Origin of the sequence: Microcoleus sp. PH2017_28_MFU_U_A (genome assembly GCF_020738035.1) — a bacterium.
Taxonomy (GTDB): Bacteria; Cyanobacteriota; Cyanobacteriia; order Cyanobacteriales; family Microcoleaceae; genus Microcoleus.
On record NZ_JAEQCX010000094.1, the window covers coordinates 28,041 to 50,004 of the forward strand.

Annotated in this window: 24 protein-coding genes and 1 tRNA gene; 13 read left to right on the top strand and 12 right to left on the bottom strand. The window is 45.3% G+C overall.

Translation table 11 applies throughout. The annotated features are described in order from the left end of the window. Positions 1-156: 156 nt before the first annotated feature. Entirely contained in the window at positions 157-702 is a 546-nt protein-coding gene (locus JGK14_RS23035) for a hypothetical protein (protein WP_293210272.1), read from the bottom strand. Positions 703-767: 65 nt separating this feature from the next. On the opposite strand from JGK14_RS23035, the gene JGK14_RS23040 reads away from it, so the two are divergent. Next, positions 768-2,168, top strand: a complete 1,401-nt coding sequence (locus JGK14_RS23040) for an S-layer homology domain-containing protein (RefSeq protein ID WP_293176484.1) — start codon at positions 768-770, stop codon at positions 2,166-2,168. 493 nt (positions 2,169-2,661) lie between these two features. Next, a complete protein-coding gene (locus tag JGK14_RS23045; RefSeq protein ID WP_293207360.1) occupies positions 2,662-3,696 on the top strand; it encodes a histidine kinase in 1,035 nt (344 codons plus the stop codon). A 195-nt stretch (positions 3,697-3,891) separates the two neighbouring features. On the opposite strand, the gene JGK14_RS23050 is transcribed toward JGK14_RS23045, so the two are convergent. Beyond that, a complete protein-coding gene (locus tag JGK14_RS23050; RefSeq protein ID WP_293176488.1) occupies positions 3,892-4,638 on the bottom strand; it encodes an FkbM family methyltransferase in 747 nt (248 codons plus the stop codon). A 165-nt stretch (positions 4,639-4,803) separates the two neighbouring features. Between JGK14_RS23050 and JGK14_RS23055 the strand changes: the two genes are divergently transcribed. The 5 genes from JGK14_RS23055 (at position 4,804) to JGK14_RS23075 (ending at position 7,581) form a co-directional block, all read left to right on the top strand. After that, on the top strand, positions 4,804-5,850 hold the full coding sequence (locus JGK14_RS23055; RefSeq protein WP_325315531.1) for a M42 family metallopeptidase: 1,047 nt from the start codon (positions 4,804-4,806) through the stop codon (positions 5,848-5,850). A gap of 90 nt (positions 5,851-5,940) precedes the next feature. After that, positions 5,941-6,013 (top strand) — tRNA-Glu (locus JGK14_RS23060). Between the two features lie 188 nt (positions 6,014-6,201). After that, a complete protein-coding gene (locus JGK14_RS23065) occupies positions 6,202-6,612 on the top strand; it encodes a HEPN domain-containing protein (protein WP_293176492.1) in 411 nt (136 codons plus the stop codon). Then, a complete protein-coding gene (locus JGK14_RS23070) occupies positions 6,591-6,980 on the top strand; it encodes a hypothetical protein (protein ID WP_293176494.1) in 390 nt (129 codons plus the stop codon). Before JGK14_RS23065 ends, JGK14_RS23070 begins: the two co-directional genes overlap by 22 nt. Positions 6,981-7,368: 388 nt before the next feature. After that, on the top strand, positions 7,369-7,581 hold the full coding sequence (locus JGK14_RS23075) for a type II toxin-antitoxin system HicB family antitoxin (protein WP_325315532.1): 213 nt from the start codon (positions 7,369-7,371) through the stop codon (positions 7,579-7,581). Between the two features lie 101 nt (positions 7,582-7,682). Here JGK14_RS23075 and JGK14_RS23080 read toward each other — a convergent pair whose 3' ends face one another. Beyond that, positions 7,683-8,018: a type II toxin-antitoxin system PemK/MazF family toxin gene (locus JGK14_RS23080; protein ID WP_293176496.1), complete on the bottom strand. Its 336-nt coding sequence runs from the start codon at positions 8,016-8,018 to the stop codon at positions 7,683-7,685. A 2-nt stretch (positions 8,019-8,020) separates the two neighbouring features. Continuing rightward, a complete protein-coding gene (locus JGK14_RS23085) occupies positions 8,021-8,239 on the bottom strand; it encodes a hypothetical protein (RefSeq protein WP_293176498.1) in 219 nt (72 codons plus the stop codon). Positions 8,240-8,359: 120 nt separating this feature from the next. On the opposite strand from JGK14_RS23085, the gene JGK14_RS23090 reads away from it, so the two are divergent. Next, entirely contained in the window at positions 8,360-8,659 is a 300-nt protein-coding gene (locus JGK14_RS23090) for a DUF433 domain-containing protein (RefSeq protein ID WP_293176500.1), read from the top strand. A 78-nt stretch (positions 8,660-8,737) separates the two neighbouring features. Here JGK14_RS23090 and JGK14_RS23095 read toward each other — a convergent pair whose 3' ends face one another. The 4 genes from JGK14_RS23095 to JGK14_RS23110 all read right to left on the bottom strand — a co-directional run bounded on the left by JGK14_RS23095 (position 8,738) and on the right by JGK14_RS23110 (position 15,910). Beyond that, on the bottom strand, positions 8,738-10,417 hold the full coding sequence (locus tag JGK14_RS23095) for an ABC1 kinase family protein (RefSeq protein ID WP_325315533.1): 1,680 nt from the start codon (positions 10,415-10,417) through the stop codon (positions 8,738-8,740). 556 nt (positions 10,418-10,973) lie between these two features. Beyond that, positions 10,974-13,187, bottom strand: coding sequence for a GAF domain-containing sensor histidine kinase (locus JGK14_RS23100; RefSeq protein WP_325315534.1), 2,214 nt, complete (start codon positions 13,185-13,187; stop codon positions 10,974-10,976). A gap of 110 nt (positions 13,188-13,297) precedes the next feature. After that, positions 13,298-14,488 (bottom strand): RNA-guided endonuclease InsQ/TnpB family protein, encoded by a 1,191-nt coding sequence (locus JGK14_RS23105; RefSeq protein ID WP_293176506.1) that lies wholly within the window; start codon positions 14,486-14,488, stop codon positions 13,298-13,300. Positions 14,489-15,040: 552 nt separating this feature from the next. Further along, on the bottom strand, positions 15,041-15,910 hold the full coding sequence (locus JGK14_RS23110; RefSeq protein WP_293176508.1) for a hypothetical protein: 870 nt from the start codon (positions 15,908-15,910) through the stop codon (positions 15,041-15,043). Positions 15,911-16,088: 178 nt separating this feature from the next. On the opposite strand from JGK14_RS23110, the gene JGK14_RS23115 reads away from it, so the two are divergent. Further along, on the top strand, positions 16,089-16,637 hold the full coding sequence (locus tag JGK14_RS23115) for a LeuD/DmdB family oxidoreductase small subunit (RefSeq protein WP_293176510.1): 549 nt from the start codon (positions 16,089-16,091) through the stop codon (positions 16,635-16,637). Between the two features lie 317 nt (positions 16,638-16,954). Here JGK14_RS23115 and JGK14_RS23120 read toward each other — a convergent pair whose 3' ends face one another. Beyond that, on the bottom strand, positions 16,955-17,377 hold the full coding sequence (locus JGK14_RS23120) for an NUDIX hydrolase (protein WP_293176512.1): 423 nt from the start codon (positions 17,375-17,377) through the stop codon (positions 16,955-16,957). Between JGK14_RS23120 and JGK14_RS23125 the strand changes: the two genes are divergently transcribed. Together JGK14_RS23125 and JGK14_RS23130 are read left to right on the top strand one after the other, a co-directional pair. Next, positions 17,363-17,500 (top strand): hypothetical protein, encoded by a 138-nt coding sequence (locus tag JGK14_RS23125; protein WP_293189541.1) that lies wholly within the window; start codon positions 17,363-17,365, stop codon positions 17,498-17,500. The two genes, JGK14_RS23120 and JGK14_RS23125, sit on opposite strands and share 15 nt — an antisense overlap. 43 nt (positions 17,501-17,543) lie before the next feature. Beyond that, complete coding sequence (locus tag JGK14_RS23130; protein WP_293195879.1) at positions 17,544-17,711, top strand: hypothetical protein; 168 nt, start codon at positions 17,544-17,546, stop codon at positions 17,709-17,711. 130 nt (positions 17,712-17,841) lie between these two features. On the opposite strand, the gene JGK14_RS23135 is transcribed toward JGK14_RS23130, so the two are convergent. Beyond that, entirely contained in the window at positions 17,842-18,273 is a 432-nt protein-coding gene (locus JGK14_RS23135; protein ID WP_293176516.1) for a DNA-binding protein, read from the bottom strand. 153 nt (positions 18,274-18,426) lie between these two features. On the opposite strand from JGK14_RS23135, the gene folD reads away from it, so the two are divergent. Beyond that, positions 18,427-19,302, top strand: a complete 876-nt coding sequence (gene folD, locus JGK14_RS23140; protein WP_293176518.1) for a bifunctional methylenetetrahydrofolate dehydrogenase/methenyltetrahydrofolate cyclohydrolase FolD — start codon at positions 18,427-18,429, stop codon at positions 19,300-19,302. A 303-nt stretch (positions 19,303-19,605) separates the two neighbouring features. Here the strand turns inward: folD and JGK14_RS23145 are convergent, their stop codons facing one another. Both JGK14_RS23145 and JGK14_RS23150 read right to left on the bottom strand, forming a co-directional pair. Beyond that, positions 19,606-20,436, bottom strand: coding sequence for a class I SAM-dependent methyltransferase (locus JGK14_RS23145; protein WP_293176546.1), 831 nt, complete (start codon positions 20,434-20,436; stop codon positions 19,606-19,608). 23 nt (positions 20,437-20,459) lie between these two features. Continuing rightward, positions 20,460-20,948: a GNAT family N-acetyltransferase gene (locus JGK14_RS23150; RefSeq protein ID WP_293229186.1), complete on the bottom strand. Its 489-nt coding sequence runs from the start codon at positions 20,946-20,948 to the stop codon at positions 20,460-20,462. A 111-nt stretch (positions 20,949-21,059) separates the two neighbouring features. Between JGK14_RS23150 and JGK14_RS23155 the strand changes: the two genes are divergently transcribed. After that, the gene (locus tag JGK14_RS23155) at positions 21,060-21,947 is read left to right on the top strand and encodes a LysR family transcriptional regulator (protein WP_293229183.1); all 888 of its coding nucleotides are present in this window, start codon (positions 21,060-21,062) and stop codon (positions 21,945-21,947) included. Positions 21,948-21,964: the final 17 nt, after the last annotated feature.

Below are 21,964 nucleotides of genomic sequence, written 5' to 3' on the forward strand. Positions count from 1 at the left end.
TTACCAATTACCAATTACCAATTACCAATTACCAATTACCAATTACCAATTACCAATTACCAATTACCAATTACCAATTACCAATTACCAATTACCAATGACTAATGACTGATGACTGATGACCGATCGCTGACATCCGTTGCCGAACTTCCTGCTTCAATACAAACGAAAAGAGTCGAGAAATTTTTGAGCATTTTCTGGCTCTGGAGTAGTAGCAACCAGCCCGTAAACGCGCTTTTCGACCAAAAAAACTTGACCGACACCTATAGGTTCCTTGGGAGAAAGTGGCTGAAACTCAAACTCTTTTCCCGGGTAGCCGCCCAGGGAAATATCACGCACTTGCAGCAATTTAGCATTTGCAGCCACGACAAAAAAATCTACTGCATTATTTAAAGTAATTTTGATATTCTTGTTGCTAGTCCGAAAATCTAGGTCAAAATATTGAAGTAAATAAGTTTCTTTGTTTTTTAAGATCGACCTGTATGTATGAGTGGTAATTTGAGTTGAAAAAGTTTCAGTATTAATTTTGGGATTTCCCGGCATATCGATCGCAAACTGACCCATTGCCGAGCAAAACGGCTGCCACTCCGGCTGAGGAAGTGGCGCCCGCAGCGGGGCTGCTTCAGCTTTTGCGGGACTGCCAAACTTGACGGCCGAAACAAGTAACGTAGCAGTAACTAGGATTATATGCAGAAATTTCATTTGGGTAAAAATTATATTTGTCCGATCTGCGCTAGCCTAGAAATATATCCGCAAACGAGGGATTTATGCTGAATATTATACGTACTCAACGGCGAGGCAACTCGATCGGCCCAACCAAAACCAGTAAAACTAATAAAACCAATATACTCGCTACTGCAAAGACTTGGCTGGCTATCAGTCTGCTGGTTTCTGTGACAGCTTGTGCAAACAGCCCCAACAGCAAAGCCCTCGAAGAATCGGTAGCCGCCGATCCGAAATTAACCGAAACTCCGCTTCCCGTCCCTGTTGCTCCCCCAGCGACAGCAGTTGAAACCAGCACAACCGCCAAACTTCCTGCCGATTTCCCGACAGAGATTCCACTCTATCCTAATGCTCAGTTAATCGAAGTTGGTGCGCCCAGCGATGGACAGTCAAAAAACGTGCGGCTGCGCTGGGAAAGCACAGATCCGGTTAATTCGGTTCAGAACTTTTATCAGACAGAATTTGGGCGCAGGAATTGGCAAATAGTCAGCCGCCCAACCGCCGAAGGACAAGGTTCTTTGGTAGCAACCCGAGATAAATTGCGGGTAACAGTGTCGCTTTCTGGGACTCAAAAAGTAGGAGGTTCTACAGAATTTGCGATCGACTACAGCAAAGAGGGCCCAGAAATAGCAGCCAGTCCCCAACCTAACAATTCCGAGTCTAGCCCATCTCCAACCGCTTCACCAAGTCCATCAAATTCAGAAGGAACTACTCCAACCCCATCCGCCTCGCCAAAATCAGAAAAAGTTAGCCAACTAGACACCAAAATTCCTCAACAGTTGCAGCAGTACGTGGCAGATTTGGCTCAGTTAGAAGCACTGAAAGTGCGATCTAAAAGCGGTGCTAATTTAGAAACTGGCAACAGTTTACCCGAACCCAACAAAATTGTCACTCGCCGCGAATACGCCCGCTGGTTAGTAGCAGCAAACAATCAGATTTATGCCAGCCGTCAAGCCAAACAAATTAGATTAGCAGTAGAATCTAGCGAACCGGCCTTTTCTGACATACCCAAAACAGATCCAGATTTTGCAGCAATTCAAGGTTTAGCAGAAGCCGGTTTAATTCCGAGTTCGCTTTCTGGAGAAACGAAAGATATGAAATTTCGTCCGGATGCACCTTTAACCCGCGAAACAATGATTCTTTGGAAAGTACCATTAGATACTCGTCAAGTTTTGCCCACAGCTAACATTGACGGAGTAAAAGAAAAATGGGGTTTTCAAGATGCTTCTAAGATTGATTCCCAGGCGTCGCGAGCAGTTTTAGCTGATTTCAACAATGGAGACTTGGCGAATATTCGTCGGGTTTTTGGTTTTACTACTCTCTTTCAGCCCAAGAAATCCGTGACTCGCGCCGAAGCTGCTGCAAGTTTGTGGTATTTTGGCGTTCAAGATCAGGGATTGTCGGCTAAAGATGCTCTGCAAGCCAAGTCTCAACCAGCCCAGTAGAGTTGTTTGGGATGATTAAAAATTTTAAACAAAGCATCAACTTAAACAAAAAAAGGTTCGTAGTGAGGACTTAAGTCCTTCTTTTGCTGAGGACTTAAGTCCTCACTACAGGTTCGTAGTGAGGACTTAAGTCCTTCTTTTGCTGAGGACTTAAGTCCTCACTACAAACCTTTTAGATTGCGATCCTGACTCTGGTAGAAAAGTCTCGCTACTTTAATTTCTCTGCCCGAGTCACCGCCACAAATCCTTGCAAACGCCATAAATCATACATCTGCCTCTCTGTGCGCGGTGCGCGCGCTACGGGATAGATGTTTTCTATTACTCTTGCTTAGTCTTAATTTCTGTATCCTGCCAGACAAGCGCTGCATTTGGCTGGCAAACTTTGTACATATTTTAACTAACACTTGGAAAAACTCTCAGTAGAATTCCGGATGGGGTAACGGACGTAAGGATAAATGAAAAAGAGTGTTTGAGTCTGGGAGAGCGTTTTCTAATGTACGATATTACCCTATTTACCCCGCAAGACATGGCGAAATGCAGTTTAGTGCTGCGCCAGTTCGGTAGAAATTCTGCTAGTATGGAAGCTAGCAGCCAGAAAATTGTCAAGTATATTTACCAACATTTTTGCGATTCGCAAACTGGAGAAAATAGCTGTGTTTTGGTGCGTTTGTTCAAAACTCATCCCTACGGGGAATTAGAAGAATCATTGCAACAATCCGCCCGCCGCTTAATGAATGGCAAATCCCCTGCCGCCGACATGAAATGCTGGACTCTACTAGCAACCGCAGGCATAGAACCGCAGTGGAATTCTCGGCACACAGCAGTAGAAAATACAGCTATTCCCTTAGTTAGCACCGAAGTAGTAGCCAAAATGCCGGCGATTTCGGAAACCATCAGACAGTTCGGTTTAGATATTCCTACAGTCCTCGGCATCGAGGGAGAAAGGTTTCTGCAATTAGAACCAGCAGTATTAAATATTTTTCACGTATCCGAGGCAAAAGGCAGCCCCTTTATTCCGGAACAAGATTCCTTAATTATCCCGTACAAAGTCAAGTCTGTCTTGGCATTTGGGGGACTTTTGCGATCGGGAAGTTTGTTTACTGTAGTCATTTTCCTTAAAGTAAAAATTCCCCATAGCACAGCTCAATTGTTTAAACATTTTGCACTTAGTGTCAAAACTGCTCTGTCTTTGTCTGACGAAAAAGATGTTTTTAATAATTCAAAAACATCGGCAAATATTGTGCAATCTCACAATGCTTACGAAAATCAATTACTGGAAAATCAAATTGCTAGTTTGATTCAATTGCTGGATTTTTCGGAGCAGGAAATGCTCAGGCAAGCAGCTCGTTTTGAACGGATAATTGATAAGTTGCAGCGCGAACTTGCCGATCGCAAAAACAAGGAACAAGCTTTGCAAGCAAGTCAAGAATCATTCAAAGGCATCATCAATACTCCCGAAGATGTTATTGTGCGCGTCGAGGAAAATCAAGGAATGCACAGTTTTAATCAAGGTGAAGAACTGATTTAATCCAAGTTCAGCAGTCCTGGGCGCACTCCGACAAAGAAACCGGGTTTTTCCCTAAATCTGCGAATCACAACAAAGTTTTCTCGAAAAAACCCGGTTTCTGGCTCCCGCGCGTAAGTCCTATTCTGTTAAAATTGGTTTGTAGTTAGGACTTCAGTCCTTCAAAAAGTCTGAGGACTGAAGTCCTAACTACGAACCTTATTTAGGGTTGGGGGTTCGGGATGCTAAGATCGAGCCGTACCATTTATCTATTGGCGTTTGCTTTGTGACCCGAAATCCTAAATTTTCAATAACTTGTCGGGTTTCGGCGTGAGTGTGACCAGACCACAAGTGATATTCTAAAGACAGGTTTTGCACGAGTTGCCAAGAATCTCGGTCTTCAAATAACAGCCATTCTGCACCTTCGCAGTCTACTTTGGCTAAATCGACGCTGCCGCCAATGCGATCGATCGCCCTTTTCAACGATACCATCGGTACATCACCGTTTTCGCTGACGCGCGATCGCGTTTTTCCCGATACTTCCCGAATATCCAGAACTACTCTACCATCTTCGGCTCCCACAGCCTCCATAAAATAGGTAAAATTGGCAATTTCAGATTGATGTTTGAGGTAAATTTCTAAGTTTGGATTAGCTTCGTAGGCGTGAATTACAGCTTGAGGAAATCGATTCCGGGCGGCGATCGGAAATAACCCGACATTCGCCCCGATATCGAGAACTTTCATCAGCGATTCAGATAATTGTTCCACTCCGTAACAGTCATCTAAAAGCACTTCAATAAATTCTCCATCCATGCCTTTCTCCTCCGGCAAGTTTACTTGTTGGCGATTTCCTTGCACAATTAAATTACCGGGCAAATTAAAGCTAGCAACTCTCTTGAATTCTACACCTAACTTTTGGGCGCGGATTTTACGTTGCAAAAGTTGCAGTATTTTATTGACAAGCATAGAAGAATATTAAAAAAAAATCATTTTTATAATAACGCTCTCTGCGCCCTCTGCGCCCTCTGCGGTTCAAAAAAAATCAGATTCACTTCAGAAAATACGATTCCTACCCAGAAAAAATCTGCTTTAATATATGTCAAAATACGCTCCCAAATCCGGGAATCAAAAATGTTAGAGTTCGATCGCCTATTTCAAACAATCGAAGAATTAGTCATGCTGCACTCACCCAGCGGTGCGGAGTCGGAAATTAACCAGCGGTTGATGGAAAAGTTCGCCGCCCTGGGAGTGAATGCTTGGATCGATCGCGCTGACAATGCGATCGCCCTAATTCCGGGCCGCAATCCCTCTAAGTCGATCGCCATTACCGCCCACAAAGACGAAATTGGCGCCCTAGTTAAAACAATAGGCGAGATCGGCCGCGTCGAAGTCCGCAGGTTGGGTGGCGCGTTTCCTTGGGTTTATGGCGAAGGCGTCGTCGATTTATTGGGCGACAAGCAAACAATTAGCGGCATTCTCAGCTTCGGGAGTCGCCACGTTTCTCACGAATCTCCTCAAAAAGCTCAGCAGGAAGATGCTGCTGTCAAGTGGGAAAATGCCTGGATCGAAACCAAGTGTACTACCGAGGAATTAGCCGAGGCCGGAATTCGGCCGGGCACGCGGATGGTGGTGGGAAAGCACCGCAAACGCCCGCTGCGGCTGAAGGATTGGATCGCGAGCTACACCCTTGACAACAAGGCTTCTGTGGCGATTTTGCTGGCTCTGGCGGAATATTTGACAGAGCCTGCGGTGAATGTTTATTTGGTGGCGTCGGCGAAGGAAGAGGTTGGGGCGATCGGAGCTTTGTATTTCACGCAGCGCCAGCCGTTGGATGCGCTGATTGCTTTGGAAATTTGCCCCTTAGCGCCGGAATACCCGATCGCAGATGGCGAAAACCCGGTGTTGCTGGTTCAGGACGGCTACGGAGTCTACGATGAAGGATTGAACGGCCAATTAGGCGCAGCAGCCGCAGCAGTCGATGTAGAGGTGCAGTTGGCGGTGATTAGCGGTTTTGGAAGCGATGCTTCGATCGCCATGAAGTTCGGCCATGTGGCCCGCGCCGCTTGTTTGGCTTTCCCCACCCAGAATACCCACGGGTTTGAAATTGCTCATCTCGGGGCGATCGGCAATTGCGCCGCCATCCTCAAAGCCTACTGCGAGCAACTTTCGGACGACTAGAAAAAAACTTTCGCAAAGTAGTTGACAAATTCAGAAAGATTAGTTAAGGTAATAAAGGTGCGGAACACAAGCAAACGCAACAAAAAACGCGCCCCCATCGTCTAGAGGCCTAGGACACATCCCTTTCACGGATGCGACGGGGATTCGAATTCCCCTGGGGGTATTGAAAATCTAACTCTGATATCAAAATGATATCTAGCAAGTGGTAAAGGCAACAACCCCAACCCACACGCTAGGTATCATTTTTGCATTTGGTTGGTTGAACTTCCTCTCGTATTGGATAATTGTAAATCCAGACGCGGTTTCAACCGCCCGGTCTTCTTGCTGATTTCATGGAGGTAAGCTAAACTTTTGAATAGACGAGATTTACAAAACATCGCACTCACTCGACTTAAAGAAGTAGAAGTGCTGCTCGAAAATCGTCAATACTCTGGTGCTTACTATCTCAGCGGTTATGTTGTTGAATGCGCTTTAAAAGCTTGCATCGCAAAACAAACGCGGAAATTCGACTTTCCTGACAAAAAAACTGTTTTCGACAGTTACACCCACGATTTAGAAAAACTTGTTAAAGTTGCTAAACTTGATTCCGAATTAAAAACTCTGCTAAAAGATGTAGAGTTTTTAACTGCATGGGTAGTTCTTAAAGACTGGTCAGAAGAAAGCCGTTACCAAAAACATGACCGACAAAAAGCCCTCGATATTTACTCAGCAATTACCGACAGCAATCACGGAATTTTACAATGGGTACAGCAACATTGGTAAGTCAAGAAATAGCAGAAGGTCAAAGACTAATAGACGCTCTTAATGCAGCAGGTGTATCAGTTGATTCTGCTCTCTGGTTCTACGCACCAGAACCCGAAACCTGGCGATTGATGCTCACATCGCCTTCATATGATAAGAAAGGCCCACTTAAAACTTACCACGAGATACTATCAGTCTTTCGCGAGGTAGAGCCAGAATTGAAAATTGATTGGACAGCCCTTGTCGCAGTCAGTGTCAAAGATGAATTAATTCAGGGATTGCGCGAGTTACAACAACGTTTCAAATCAAGTTTTTCAGGGAGACGGATAACGAATCAAAGCGTCAATCATAGGTATATTGATGATGCTTACATTTATCAAATCAAGTGAATCAACTCTCGATCGAGCTGATATATCATGCAATAATGTTTACTTAATTCGTAGGGTGTGGATCCACGAAAAATTCCTAGCTACCTATCGACAATTTAAGATATCCGCACCTGAACACAATGGTTTTATAAATAAACACAACATTTATTCGGCAGTATTTTTTTGTTGAAATTCAGATCGCGACTGAGGCGGTGCGTGACCAATAATTTTTTGATGGTACCCGCCACGTGATTTATCCGTGGAATCAATCCCAAATCGAAAATCTAAAATCCTCTCTTCCCCCGAATTTATCCGTGATTGACTGTACATATTTTCCTGGTTTTGATGTAAAGATTTATCGCCGTCACACACCCTACAATTAACTAATCAACTCTAAATTCGAGACTAAATGATGCGTTATGCGATCGTCATTGAAAAAACACCCAATAACTATTCAGCTTATGCGCCAGATTTACCTGGATGTGCAGCCACAGGCGCTACCCTTGCGGAAGTACAGCAGGAAATTAAAGAAGCGATCGAATTTCACTTAGAAGGGTTGCGAGAGGAGGGTTTACCAATTCCCGAACCAACTACTCTCTGTGAGTATCTAGAAGCACGGTAGTAGGACAAAATATTTCATAAATTAAGTCGGCAAAATTCAAGGATAATCTACTCTAAAGAGGATATTGTCGAACACTTCTTCGTCCAACAGTAACAACTATATCATTCCAAATCCGCAAGAGCGACTTTCAAGCAAGCACGAACTTCCTTCCAGTCACGTTCCGACAGATGACCAATTAGAACTAAGTTGGAAGATGGCGGTAGAGTGACAATAAAACTGCGAAAAACCGAAACGACTCGTAAACCTGCTGTGGCCCAATCTTGGAGTATATAATCAGTTATACCTAAAGCAGTTGTCTGTGTAGTCAGTAGTCCAGCTATTACATCGCGGCGGGTTGTGTTATAGGTAACTGATGATAGAATTACCGCCGGACGACGTTTAATGCCAGTGACACCAGGAAAATCTACTGTCACCACATCACCAGGATTAAAAGACACTATTAAATCTCCTCGTTTTCAGGAAAAATGGTGGCCGCATACTGCAAAGAAAATGTAGTCACATCGAGTTTATCTTCTTCAGTCCAAGTCTCGCTTTCATCGACAACCGATAGATTTTGCTGCACCAAATCGTTGAGAATAAGAGTTGCCAAGCGCAGTCTATCCTTTGGTGAAAGGGTAGAAAGAACGCGATCGTAAACTTCTCGAACAGTAGTTGACATAGCAAATCCTCCTGCTGCTTATCTTCTGGAACACTTAGGGCAGGTTGATTAGATTATAGCTTAAAAAATTAATAAATTTATGCTAGAATTGAATTCTAATTTTTAACCCCAGATTCACCTATGCCAACTTTAACTGATATTGGCACTCTCATTATCCGCGATCCGCACCTTCGCGGTGGCATCCCTATTATTGCAGGTACTGCCACATCGGTGCAGCGAATCGTAGTCTTATACAAACAAGGTAATAGTGCTGAGGAAATAGCAGCGGATCTGGATCATCTCACCCTAGCGCAGGTTTATGCTGCACTGACTTATTATCACGCAAATCGACCAGAAATAGAAGCAAATTTAGCGACCCAACAAGCAGAATATGAACGTTTTGCAGCATTAAATCTGCTAAAAATGCAGGAGACAGCATGAGCTGAATTCGTCTTTACTTTAGTGTTTTAAATGAGGACTAAAGTCCTCACTACGAACCTAATTACCAAGTAAGTATATTTATTTTTCGGCTATTCGATCGAGCTTTTCCCTCACTAACAAATCTAGCAAAGCACGCAGCACAAACAAGCCAGCGCATCCCGACACAGCAAAAGCTACGATCGCCCCCGTTTGATATCCGCCCACCAGCAGCACTGCACCCGTCAGCCCCCCAAAACCAGCCATACAGGCAAAAATCAGAGTTTTCAGGGCGAGATTGATGCGTTTCAGGGCGCGATCGCTCTCAATGTTACGCACACGAATTTGCAACTCCCCATCTTCTATCCGCTGTTCCAAACGCTTGATAAAAACTTGCGATTTACTCGGCTGCTGCAACTTGTAGGTGATAAAATTTCGTGCTTGGAGAGCCAATTCTCCGATCGCACTTTTCCGTCCTTTACTGACTGCAATGGTCTTGACAAAAGGCTGAGCGCATGATAAGAAATTGTAGTTAGGGTCGAGAGTTCTAGCAATGCCGTCGAGAGTCGTCAACGACTTGACAATAAACATCATTTGTGCAGGTAAGCGAAACGGTTGTTGCTCGAACATGATGTACAGTTCGTTCTTGATTTCATTGAATGCTTGAAAGTCGATCGGCTTATCAATAAACTTATCCAACAGAAAAGCAATCAGCCTGCGTACCGGCATCATATCCGGCATCGGCTCCACTAAGCCGATCGCAATTAAAGTATCCAGTACCCGATCGGTATCCTTTCTCAGCACAGCAAAAAAAGTCTTGACCATTTCGTCCTTAGCCAGAGACTTCACTTCTGCCATCATCCCAAAATCGTAAAAAATCAAGCTACCATCTTCTGTTACCGCCAAATTTCCCGGATGCGGGTCAGCTTGAAAAAAACCGTCAATTAACAACTGCTTCAAGTAACAGGAAATTCCGAGTTGATTCAGCTTCGTAATATCTACTCCAATCGCCTCTAAACTGATCCTGTCGTCCACCTTAATCCCCGGCGCGTATTCTAAAGTCAGCACTTTTTTAGTCGTGTATTGCCAGTAGACTTTCGGGACAATAATCTGAGGATATTCTTGAAAATTATGGCTGAAGCGATCGGAATTTTTGCCTTCTTGTACGTAGTCAATCTCTTGATATAAAATCTTAAAAAACTCGTGATAAAGAGATTCTAAGTCGTACTTGCGCGTCCCTGGTAAATAGCGATCGCACAAACGCATTACTTGGCGCACCGCCTTGACATCCAAATCGAATAACCTTTCCAAACCCGGACGCTGCACCTTCACAATCACATCTTCCCCGGTGTGCAGCCTCGCTTTGTGCACCTGGCCCAGACTCGCCGCAGCAATGGGCAACGGGTCAAAATCCCGGTACAAAGCGTAAATATCCTTGCCTAACTCTGATTCTACAAGGGCGATCGCCTCTTCGGAACTAAACTCAGGAACCCGATCCTGCAACTGTTCCAACTCCTTCACGTACTCCAGCGGCAGCAAATCCGCGCGAGTCGAGAGAGACTGCCCGATTTTAATAAAAGTCGGGCCCAAATCCAGCAAAGTATTGACCAACCAATGGGCGCGAATTCTTCTAGTATGAGCAGACTTATCTTGCAGCAGTCCATCCCACCACAAAAAAAACATAAACTTTGCCGTCGCAGCAAAAACGTCTATTTGTCGTGCCAGCGGCGAATATTTAGAACGTTGCCAACGCAGGAGTTTAGGTGCAGCTTTTGTGAGCATAAGATTCGTCGCGATCTATTGAGGTGCACCGCAACGATTTTAACTGGAAATTGCAGCAAGCGATCGGCTCAGATAGAAATACCCGACAAATAACGGAATTTACTTGCAGCCAAACACCTTCAACAGTTGACAGTTGACCTGGGACAGTTGACAGTTGACCTGGGACAGTTTGAAAGCGAACTCTACCTAGAAGGAAGAGGATTGGAGTAATGAATAGTCTGATTTTAATTTCTCCCTCAAAGACTTGGGGCTTTTAACCAATTCTTTCTGGTCAGTTTATTTCACAGCCAGATGCTTGCGTTTTTGAATCAACAATCCAATTCCAATGCTAAGCCGCGAATTACAGTCCCCTCCGGTACCGGTACGGGTGTCGAGTCGTCGGCTATCCGGTAAACAGCCCCTCTTCCCACGCGAAACTCAGAGAAGTTCCCGCAATCAGACAAACAAATCAAAAAGGATGATTGGGTAAGGTTTGCTATATTTTCTAATCTCCCTATTAACGCAAGTTTTAGCCTGTTCGCTGGCAATTCAGGGCCGCTTCTCAACCGAACTATTATTATAGATTCAACAGTTCCGCTGGAATTTTTGGCAAAGTCAGAGTAAAAGATGTGCGGCACAACTCGTCAGATTCAGAACTTTCTGCCGGACAACTAGACACATCAATAGTACCATTCAAGTGCTGCACTAAAGACTTTACCAGGGCTAGACCCAAACCCGTACCGGCGATCGCTTTGTTGGTAATGCCAGTACCGCGACGGAACTTTTCAAAGATGTGGGGCAAATCAGCATCAGGAATGCCACGCCCGAAATTAGACACACTCAGGACAATATCGCTGGCTACCTCAGACGCCTTGAAAACTACCGTTGTTTCTGAAGTCGAGTATTTTCCAGCATTCGTCAGCAGTTCCAGTAGTACCCGCTTAAGACTGTCCGGGTCGCTTTCCAAGGAAGGGGTAAACTTCGGCACATCCACCTTCAGAGTCAATCCCTTATCCGCCCACTTTTTCTCAAAATCCACAACTAAATCTTTAATTAAAAGGTTGAGATCGATGTTGACTGGATAAAGAGGGAGTGGCTGACGCTCTAATTGCTTGAAGGTTAGCAAATCCTGAACCAGGGCGGCTTCCTTAGCACAATGCTGCTCTAGAATGTCGAGATAATTAGCCCGACTTGCTGATGGCTGTTCGGCCTGTTTGAGCATCAGAATCGCCAGATTCATGATTGTCAAAGGGGTTCGCAACTCGTGACTAACATTGTCGATAAACTCGTCTTTGATCAGCTTCAATTTGCGTAGTTGATCTAGTTGATTGGCAGATTGTTCGTGCAGTTTCTCCTGCACGTTGATACTTTCTTCCAACTCAGCATCTCTTTTTTGGACTTGGGTTTGCACTTCCTTGAATATCTGAGTTTGAATAATCGCCCTGCTCGCTTGAGCGCAGACTGATTCCAGAATTTCTAATTCTTCAGGGTTCCAATGGCGCGGCTCGGAGTGCTGCAAAACCAAGAACCCTAAGACAATTTCCTGTCTGCTTGCGTGCATGATGGGAATTACCAGCAACCCCCGAATACCTTGGAGTTTCAAGATTTCTGCGGCTCCCTCTTCTTCCTTGTCGATTAATTCGCTGGCGTCAGCAAGGGCGAGAGGTTGGGGTGCGCTCTGGAATGCTTGACCGCACAAATTAGATTCCGACAGCCAAAAAGCGGGAGAGTTATTTTGTTTGGAGTTAGAACTTTTGGATTTGGAATTAGCACTTTTTGCCTGGGTTTTGGGTTTGGCTTTCGAGCTTTGTTTTCCAGAATTTTTTGGTTCTATTGTTAGTTTACCTTCATTTTTGGTTGATGCAGATTCGCCAATTAATACTATTTTTGCTTTGGGAGTTTGATTGACGGAGGCTTTTGTTAAGGGGAAGTCTGTATCTTTGAACAGCAGTATTTGACCTCTATCTACTTGCAAGGTATTGACGGTATTTTCAATAATTTGCTGCAAAAATTGATCGACTTCTGAACTGGTGTCGATCGCAGTAGCCACTGACCTGAGTAGATTTTTGTATTTAGCTTGTTGCTGTAACTGTTCGTTTAAACTGGCAATTTCTTGAGTTTTTTGAATGTGAGCAATCGCGATACCGATCGCCTCTGATGCTGCTTCTAAGCGCTGGCGATCGGTTGCTGACCACTCGTGAGGTTGCAACTTACCAAGAACGATCGTCCCATTTACAGCCCCTCCAAATCGCGCAGGCGCTGCCAAAATTGCCCGACAAGGCAGCGGTGTCACAGGGGAATTGGGCGATGAAGCTGTCAAAGGAGTATCAAGATAGTCGGAGATCCCTACTATCTCGCCGTCTGCTAGCAGGTTTGCGAAAACAGGATGTTCGAGCGATATGCTAGGCGATTCTAATTTTGTGCTTTGGGAGTCTTCGGGTATCTTACTTGCATCCGCAGCGTTTAGCAGATCGCTCTTCTGAAGCCAGCAAGCATTCGGAATTACTACTTTCTGGTCAGCTACAGCAGCAACCAAACAGAAATCTACCCCACAAGCAACCCCCAAAGTTTTTGCTATTTGTAGCAGCAGGATTTCTCGATCGATGTTGGTCGCGAGAATTTGGTAAATTTGCCGCCCGACAAGGGCAGGATCGACCTGGTACTGCATAAGACGATCCAGAAATTTTTGGACTGATACTGGTTCTGCCATTTGTGGTAGATGCAAAGTGCGAGACTCTGAAGGCGATTGGTCGATCGGAGTAAAGTCTTGATTTCCCTGGTAATCGATCATGGCAACGAAGTCTTTCTTTTTTTTAATGATGTTTAAGCAGATTCGTGCTGCATATATAGAACCTATCTTTGACATCCTCCCCGCCTTAGAAGAGCGAGGATTCCCAAGCCTCACGATTTGGGTTTCTGCTTCCTTCCGGATCGGTTTTTCGCACCTGCCTTAACAGATTTACTCTGTTCTGGTCTTACAGTCGCTCCACAGACTGTTACCGCAAGCCCTGCGGCCAGAATATTCTTACTGGCGTTGATGTCTCGGTCATGGTGTGACCCGCAATTAGGACACTTCCACTCCCGAACATTTAACGGCAGTTTTTCAACAATATATCCGCACTCAAAACACCGTTTTGAACTCGGGAACCATCGGTCAATCTTGATTAAAGTGCGACCGTACCAATTGCACTTGTATTCAAGTTGCCTGACCAATTCACCCCAACTTGCGTCGCTGATGGCAAGAGCCAGTTTTCGATTTTTTACCATGTTCTTCACAGCTAAATTTTCTACGGCGATGGTTTGGTTTTCACGCACCAACCGCGTTGTTAACTTGTGAAGATTATCTTTCCTTGCATCGGCAATTTCTTGATGCACTCTCCCTACTTTCAGCCTTGCTTTGTGTCGGTTATTTGACCCCTTCTGTTTTCGACTTAAAGCTTTCTGCGCTCTTCTAAGTTGGCGATATTTTGCCTTAAATCCTTTGGGGTTGACAATTTTTTCGCCTGTGCTCAGTGCCAGCAAACTGGTAATTCCCAAGTCAATACCGATTTGGTTGTCTGACTCGTCGGGTAATGTTTCAATTTCCACATTTACCAACAAAGAAACTGACCACCTACCAGATGGTGCCAGCTTTACCGTAATCGTTGATGGTCGGCAACCGTCCGGTAGTGTTCGACTCCAACGAATAGGTAAGGGGTCAACAGACTTGGCTAAGTAAACTTGTCCGTCCTTGAACTTAAATGCCGACGCAGCAAATTGCGCGCTGCCACCGTTGCGTTTTTTCTTGAAATTGGGATATTTTGCTCGCCCGTCAAAGAAGTTATTGTAAGCAGTTTGCAAATGTCGCAAGCACTGCTGCAACGGTACTGAAGAAACTTCATTTAGGAATTCTAATTCAAGAGTTTTCTTCCAGGAAGTTAGCATACTTGAAGTCTCAGTATATGCTACCCGTTTTTGTTCTTCATACCAAGCTTGAGTCTTTGCAGCTAAGGCACGGTTGTAGACCAAACGAACACAACCTATCGTGCGTCGCAACAGGCTTTCCTGTTCTGGCGTTGGGTAGAATCGATAGCTGAAGGCTTTGAGTGTCATGTTTCCAGTTTCACACCTCAATCGTAAGCTGCCTGTAAAATCTTGTAAAGCCGTCGTAGAACGACGGGTTTTCAACCCAGTTTTCTGATAACAGTCGGTTGGACTGTTATGAGCCTGCTTTCTGCGTTGGCGCAGCCCGTCGGCGGGTAACTAAATCTTTAAAAGACTTACTCAGATCCGACCGAGTTCTATTTTGCTGTTTTCTACCCTTGGATCTGTACGGGATGAACTTTAGCATCCTTGACCAGATGAGGATAAATCCCATTCCCACTAATTTGAACTGTTCTGAGAATGAATTTATTTTTGAGACTGCTTTGTGAGACCCCTCTCCTGATTCTGTGATGTTTCTTATTTAAGTTTGTGATCCTGATAAAATTTTATTGTGATATAAATCATGCGATCGAGTGACGCCGATCGCAAAAAATAAAAAATAAAAAATCCTCCCTCAGGATCGATCTGAGAGTTACGAAGTTTTTGCTCGACTACTCATCGATCGCAAGTTCTAGAAACGCGCTTGCTAGTTCTATTGTTAAATTTATCCGACTTCCCTGCTTACTTATTTTGTGCTTCCTGTTGGGCTCGATCGCTATTTTGGCGATAAAGTACCGTCCGGTTAACAGCCGTTGCAGAGCGGGGATGATTTGGGGATACGGCGGCCATCAAATCCGAAGCTTGCTGCCACTTAGCGGCCACTACTAACCAATTTTCGCGAGATTGAGCGGTTTTGCCCTGGGTGGCTGCTTGCTCTGCCACCCGCACTGCTTGGGAAAAAGAGTCAACAGCAGAATTAGGATTTTCCTTAGAAGTTTTGACAGCAGGTGTTGCTTCTGAGGAACTGGGACTGGCAACTGCTTGGGTGGTGGCGGCTGTGCTGTTTGGCACTGGGGAATTGAGTCCTTTGTAGATGGCGGCCACCGCAACCAGCAACAACACGCTCAAGCTGACGCCGCCGACGATACCGCGCTTAAATTGCCGCGGTTGCTGCATCGATCGAGGAGCAGCGATTCTGGGCAAAGCCCGCTCTTCAGCTTGGCGTTCGTGATGGGCGGCGGCCAAACGCTTGAACAAATTTGGCTTTCTGAGTTTAATTTCTTGGGACCACAGCAATTGATTTTCTGGATCGCGGCTAATTTCTTCGAGCCACAGCAGTTGGTGTTCTCGCACCAGCCGGGTGTTGATGTTGACTCGGCGAATATTGCGGGGCGAGAGATTCTCCAAAATTTCTCGGATGCGATCGACCAAACTAGACTGTTCGAGCAGTTGGGGTGTTGCAGCTTCGCACAGCAGTTGCAGTATCCCAGAAGCAAACACGGCTCTAGCTCTGACACCTACGTGTGCCAGTTTGTCGTTAAGGATTTGAATAATCGATGCAACGGAGCCCTCGCGAGCTTGCCGAGCAATGTCATCTATTTGATTCGCCATAACACTATTTTGACGCTTCGCAATCTGTTAATTTTTAATCCAAAGTCTCGGATCTAATTTTTATCTATACACGTTATCACTGACAGTGCCAGGTTAAAATGAACAGATGCAAATCTTGCATACCGATCCCACTTAACACGATCGCCACAGAATTGAGCGAGACAACAGGAAATAAACTATGGGTAAAGTAATTAGCGGTCAAATTTTTGTTCTAGATGACAACATCGATACAGATCAAATTATCCCAGCCGAATACCTGACCTTGGTTCCCTCGAAGCCGGACGAGTACGAGAAACTAGGCAGTTATGCGATGATTGGGTTGCCCGATCGCTACGGCAAGTTTATGGAAGCCGGCGAAACCAAAACCCGGTATCCGATTATCATTGCGGGCGAAAATTTTGGTTGCGGTTCTTCGCGGGAGCACGCTCCGATCGCTCTGGGGGCTGCGGGCGTCACAGCGGTGGTAGCCTTGTCTTACGCGCGGATTTTCTTTCGCAATTGCTCGGCGACTGGCGAATTGTATCCGATCGAATCGGTCGATCGACTTTGCGACCTATTTGTAACAGGCCAAGAAGTGACGATCGACTTTGCGGGCGATAAAATTATCAACCACACTCAAAATCTCACTTACTCCCTCAAGCCTTTAGGAGATGTCGGGCCGGTGATTGATGCCGGAGGGCTGTTTGCCTACGCACGGCAAACGGGAATGATTGCTGCTCGCTCTTAACTGCTAAGTTAATAGACCTCCTGCGAAAGTCCTCACCTAATCGACAAAACCGATAATTACCAGTATGTCTGGCCAATCTTTTATTATTAGTTAATAATGGCTGAAATGGCGACTGTTAAAGGATCGATAAAATACTTTCGCAGGAGGTCTAATGTAGGGTGCGCCACAAGCACCTTACAAATCATTAGACTTCTTGCAAAAATATTTAGGACGGGCTAGAAGCCCATCCCACAATTTTTTTTTCTTGTGGGATGGGCTTCTAGCCCGTCCCAAAATATGATTAAAAGGACTTTTGCAAGAGGTCTATTAATAGAATATCAAATCGACTCAATAAAATTCAATAAAATCCGCTGGTGAGGAATGCCAAAAGGTCGTACATCTCCAGACTTTTCAGAATAGCATTTACCAGCCCGAATATCCTGCACTGTCAACAACTGCATATCCCAACCCTCGTGCAAAACTAAATCGTTGACATCCGCAGTAAGTTGTGAGTGAAAAACATGGCGCACAATATCTCCTTCGACATCGCGACAGAAAAAAGAGGCACTTGCAGGAACCCAGGAAATTTCCTCTAGTAACTCGCGCAGCAGAGCCACTTCGGCAGTTTCTCCCGGTTCCAAGTGTCCGCCAAACAAAGCCCAATGTCCGGGATACCTGATATGAGGAACATCGTCCCGCAACTGGCAGAGAAATTTGCCGTCTTTGTGTAAAATGGCGATCGCAACGTGAATTTTAGTCATAAGGAAGAAGGAAGAAGGAAGAAGGAAGAAGGAAGAAGGAAGAAGGAAGAGAAAAGAAGGAAGAGGGAAGGGGTGCATCTCAGTTTGGCGTTTGGCAAATATGTGTGTAGGGGCGAAGCATGACCGCAATCAATATGAGATGATAGCTAATAACTTATATGCGGTCATGCTTCGCCCTCTTCTCTTCAAAAGTGAAATGCACCGAGAAGGAAGAAGGAAGAAGGAAGAGGGAAGAATTTTGACTAGAGACGGGTTCACCCAAATTTGTAATAAAAACGAACAAGCTCATAAACAAGCCCAGTCAAAACTTTGTTTCACCCAATCTGTAATATAAACGAAAGAGCTCGTAAACGCGATCGCATTTCATCACCAATAACCAAAGCCAAAGCGCCCAAGCGCAACTACATACCTTGGATTTTCATGAAATACAGGTACTTAATTATTGAAAAAAAATTAGCGTGTAGTTATTTTGCTTTATCAGCCGCTGGAGTGCGGTTTAATTGTTCCATTTCCTCAATATAAACTTCACCTAAATCCTTCCCTGCCAATTCCTTCACGGTGATACTCTTAAAGCGGACTTCTCCCTTGAGCAACACTTCATCGCCAAGCTTGGGCAAAGCTTGCTTAGTTAAAATCCAAATCTTACCAGTACCGTCTTGAATTTGATAAGCCGCATTCCCCACAAACGGAGCGCGATTTTCCACCTTCCCTCGGAGATAAACTTCACCATCAACTTGCCGCTTTTGTTGAATGTCGCCAATGCTAGCAACATTCAAACCGAGATTGAGTTGAGACATGGGTACATTGCCACAACTGAGCAAACCGCTAGTCAGTATTAGCAATAAAGAGCCTATGGAGTATCTTTGAATCCAAACTTGCTGAATTATAGTAGTCATTTGTCAAAGGATTTGATATTTGAGATTGTGAGATACGACTTACTGTAACAGAATCCTCAGAGTCGATCGCGAGTCAGAAATTTCTCGCTTTGTAGTCCTTGACGGCAGTTAAGCTAAAATTTAAACTCGTCAGCCCCTAACCTAGAGTCTACAATGGATGCCAAAACTGCTCAAATACTAGATGGCAAAGCTTTAGCGACAAAGATTCAAAGCGAACTGAGCGAAAAAGTCCGCGCCCTACAACCCCAGATTGGGCGTCCTCCGGGACTTGCGGTGCTGATGGTGGGAGACAACCCAGCCAGCGCGGCTTACGTCCGCAACAAAGAGCGAGCCTGCGCTAAAGTTGGCATAGCTTCCTTTGGCCAGCATTATCCAGCAAACGTGACTCAAGCGGAACTCGAACTTGCAATTCATGCACTCAACGAGGACGATCGAGTAGACGGCATTTTAGTACAACTTCCGCTACCAGAAAACCTAGACGCAATTTCGCTGCTGTACCAAATTGCACCTGACAAAGATGCTGACGGACTTCACCCTGTAAATTTAGGTAGCTTGGTACGGGGTGAGCAAGGTTTGCGGAGTTGTACTCCCGCCGGAGTGATGCGGTTATTGCAGGAATACCAGATTGATTTGAAAGGAAAAAATGCTGTTGTTTTGGGCCGCAGTATTTTGGTGGGTAAACCGATGGCGCTGATGCTGTTAGAAGCCGATTGCACTGTTACTGTAGCTCATTCGCGATCGCAAAACCTAGAATCAATTACCAGCCAAGCCGATATTTTAATTGCCGCCGTCGGCCGCACCGAAATGATTGCAGCTAATATGGTAAAACCGGGAGCAGTAGTAATTGATGTTGGCATTAACCGCGTCGTCAATCCAGATGGTACTAGCCGTTTGGCCGGAGATGTAGATTTTAATGCTGTGAAAACAGTAGCCGGAGCGATTACGCCGGTGCCGGGAGGAATCGGGCCGATGACTGTTGCTATGTTGTTGGAAAATACAGTTTCTAGTTATACGAAAAAGATGGTTTGACGAGCGCGCGAATCATAGCAGAAATGTGCAGTTTTGCCTTGACATGAGATTGCTGTATCCGCTCTTTTGATTGCAGAAGCAGGAGCGGATACAGGAATAAAATCAGAAAATGCTTTCGGTACATCTAACTTGTGAAGAGGGCGAAGCATGACCGCATATAAGTTATTCGTTATAATCTCATATTGACGGAGGTCATGCTTCGCCCCTACAAAAATATTTTCCAAACTGAGATGTACCCAAATGCTTTTTACAAAAATGAGCGGTTCCTACTGAGATAATTCCGGCTAATTTGGGTAATGCCGACTATTTCTTGACAGCAACAACGCGAATTCGGCGATAATCTGCACTCCAATTACCATCGCGGTAAAGAGCGGGCCGCAAACGTTCTTCAACTTGTTTAATTGCGCGCGATCGCACGAACGGCGACAAACCCGACAAAAACCCGCCTGCAAACATCTCGATCCAATTTACCATACCAGCGCTGCCGCCTTCTAGGGGAGTCGGGCGATCGAACAAAACCGCATAACTCACATCAAAACCGTGGTTTTCCAGCAGCAGAGCATACTCGCCGATACTCGGAAAATACCAAGGATTAAGCGATTGGGGCTCCTCGCAGCCAATTTCCGACAAAACATTCAAAAGCGCGCGGGCGATCGCCCCCACATTCCCCTTACCGCCAAACTCAGCCACAAAACGCCCTCCCGGCTTCAGCGCTTTTTCCACGCAAGCGATCGCAGCATCCGGTTGTTTTATCCAGTGCAAAACCGCATTAGAAAACACAGCATCTAACGGCTCTTCCACTTGAAAATTCCTCGCATCCGCCGCCACAAAGTTAATGTGAGGATAATTTGATTTAGCAGTGGAAATCATCGCCAAAGAAGAATCAATACCTTGCACAAAAGCACCACTTTCAGCAATCTTTGCAGTTAACTGTCCCGTACCGCAGCCCAAATCCAGAATTCCTTCTCCCGCCTGCGGAGCCAGTAATTCTAAGAGCGATTCGCCGTATTGCCAAACAAAAGCGTGTTGCTGTTCGTAGAGATCCGTATTCCAAGAATCTTGTGTCATCATAACTACTCTAAACCTTTCTTCTCTCTCTGTGTTCTCTGTGTTCTCTGCGGTTAATAAAAAAATCCTCCTTCACAAAAGCGAGCGAATCATTTGCTAGCGAGTTCCGCGATCGCATTTTCATCAATCCTGCAAACCCTAATATTTTCCAAAATCCGCGCTCCCTGCTTCTCATAAAAAGCAACTCCCGCTGAATTTTTAGCATTAACAGTCCATTCAATTCGCCCGCAATTTGTGGATTCAGCAATTTGTGCCAAATGTTTCAACAAAGCTGTACCCACTCCCATACCGCGCATGGGAGCTTGCACAAATAAATCATCAAGCCACAGACAAGGCTGGGTCAACAAACTTGAATAGGTAGCATAAAACATCGCAAATCCTACAGCAGTGCCTGCAACTTCCGCCAACAATACCCGCACTAGCGGAGACTGACAAAATAACGCTCGTTGCAATTTCTCGGCTGTTGCTGCCAACAGATTTCTAGCTCCGTCGAACTCGCTTTTGTGCGCGATAAAAGTCAGAATTAATTCTAAGTCTGCAAGTTCTGCTTCTCTGATTTTAATATCCAAATTAACCATTGTTTAATTCTCAATCTCACCTATTAATTACTGTATTAAATGCCATCATCAATGTCCAATATCTTTTTAGCTAATAACTTATACTTTTAAAATATTAATGATTGGGAAGCTATGGAACTGCGACATTTGCGTTACTTTATTGCCGTTGCAGAGGAACTGAATTTCACTCGCGCAGCGGAAAGACTGCACATGGCTCAACCTCCGCTAAGTCAACAAATTCAGCATTTGGAGGCAGAGTTGGGCTTTCAACTTTTTCGTCGCACCAAGCGGACAGTTGTGCTAACGGAAGCCGGACAGGTTTTTTTTGAGGAAGCACAGAAAATTCTGCTACAAGTCGATCGCGCTATTCAACTTGGCAAACAAACCAGCCGCGGGGAACTCGGTCAACTCACTGTAGGCTTTGTGAGTTCCGCCGCGCACAATGTAGTTCCAGCCATCTTGCAGGCGTTTCGCACTCGGTGTCCCGCCGTCAAGCTCGAACTGCACGAACTCACAACTAACGAACAATTGCAGCGACTGCGGTTCGGGCGCATTGATATCGGCTTCGTGCGCCCTCCAATCGAGGAAGATGGCATAAATTCCGAAATCGTTTTTCGAGAACCTCTGATCGTGGCGCTGCCAGAAACGCATTATTTAGCCGATCGCGCTGTTGTAGAATTGCGCGAACTTTCTGCCGAACCTTTCATACTATTTCCCCGTTCCCTAGCTCCAGGATTGTACGATCCGATCGTCAGTCTGTGTCTGCAAGCAGGTTTTAGCCCGATCGCCGGTCAAGAAGCGATTCAAATGCAGACAATTATCAGCTTGGTAGCCGCCGAGATGGGGGTGGCGATCGTCCCCGCATCGATGCAAAACTTCCAGCGCACTGGGGTTGTTTACAAACATTTACAAGAACCAAGTCCGATCGTCTCAATTGCTCTAATTTGGCGCGACAATCCCACGCCAGCGGTGCAGCGGTTTTTGCAGACAGCCAGAGACTTATCAAGTCTTCAATATTAGGGATTAGAGTCGTACCG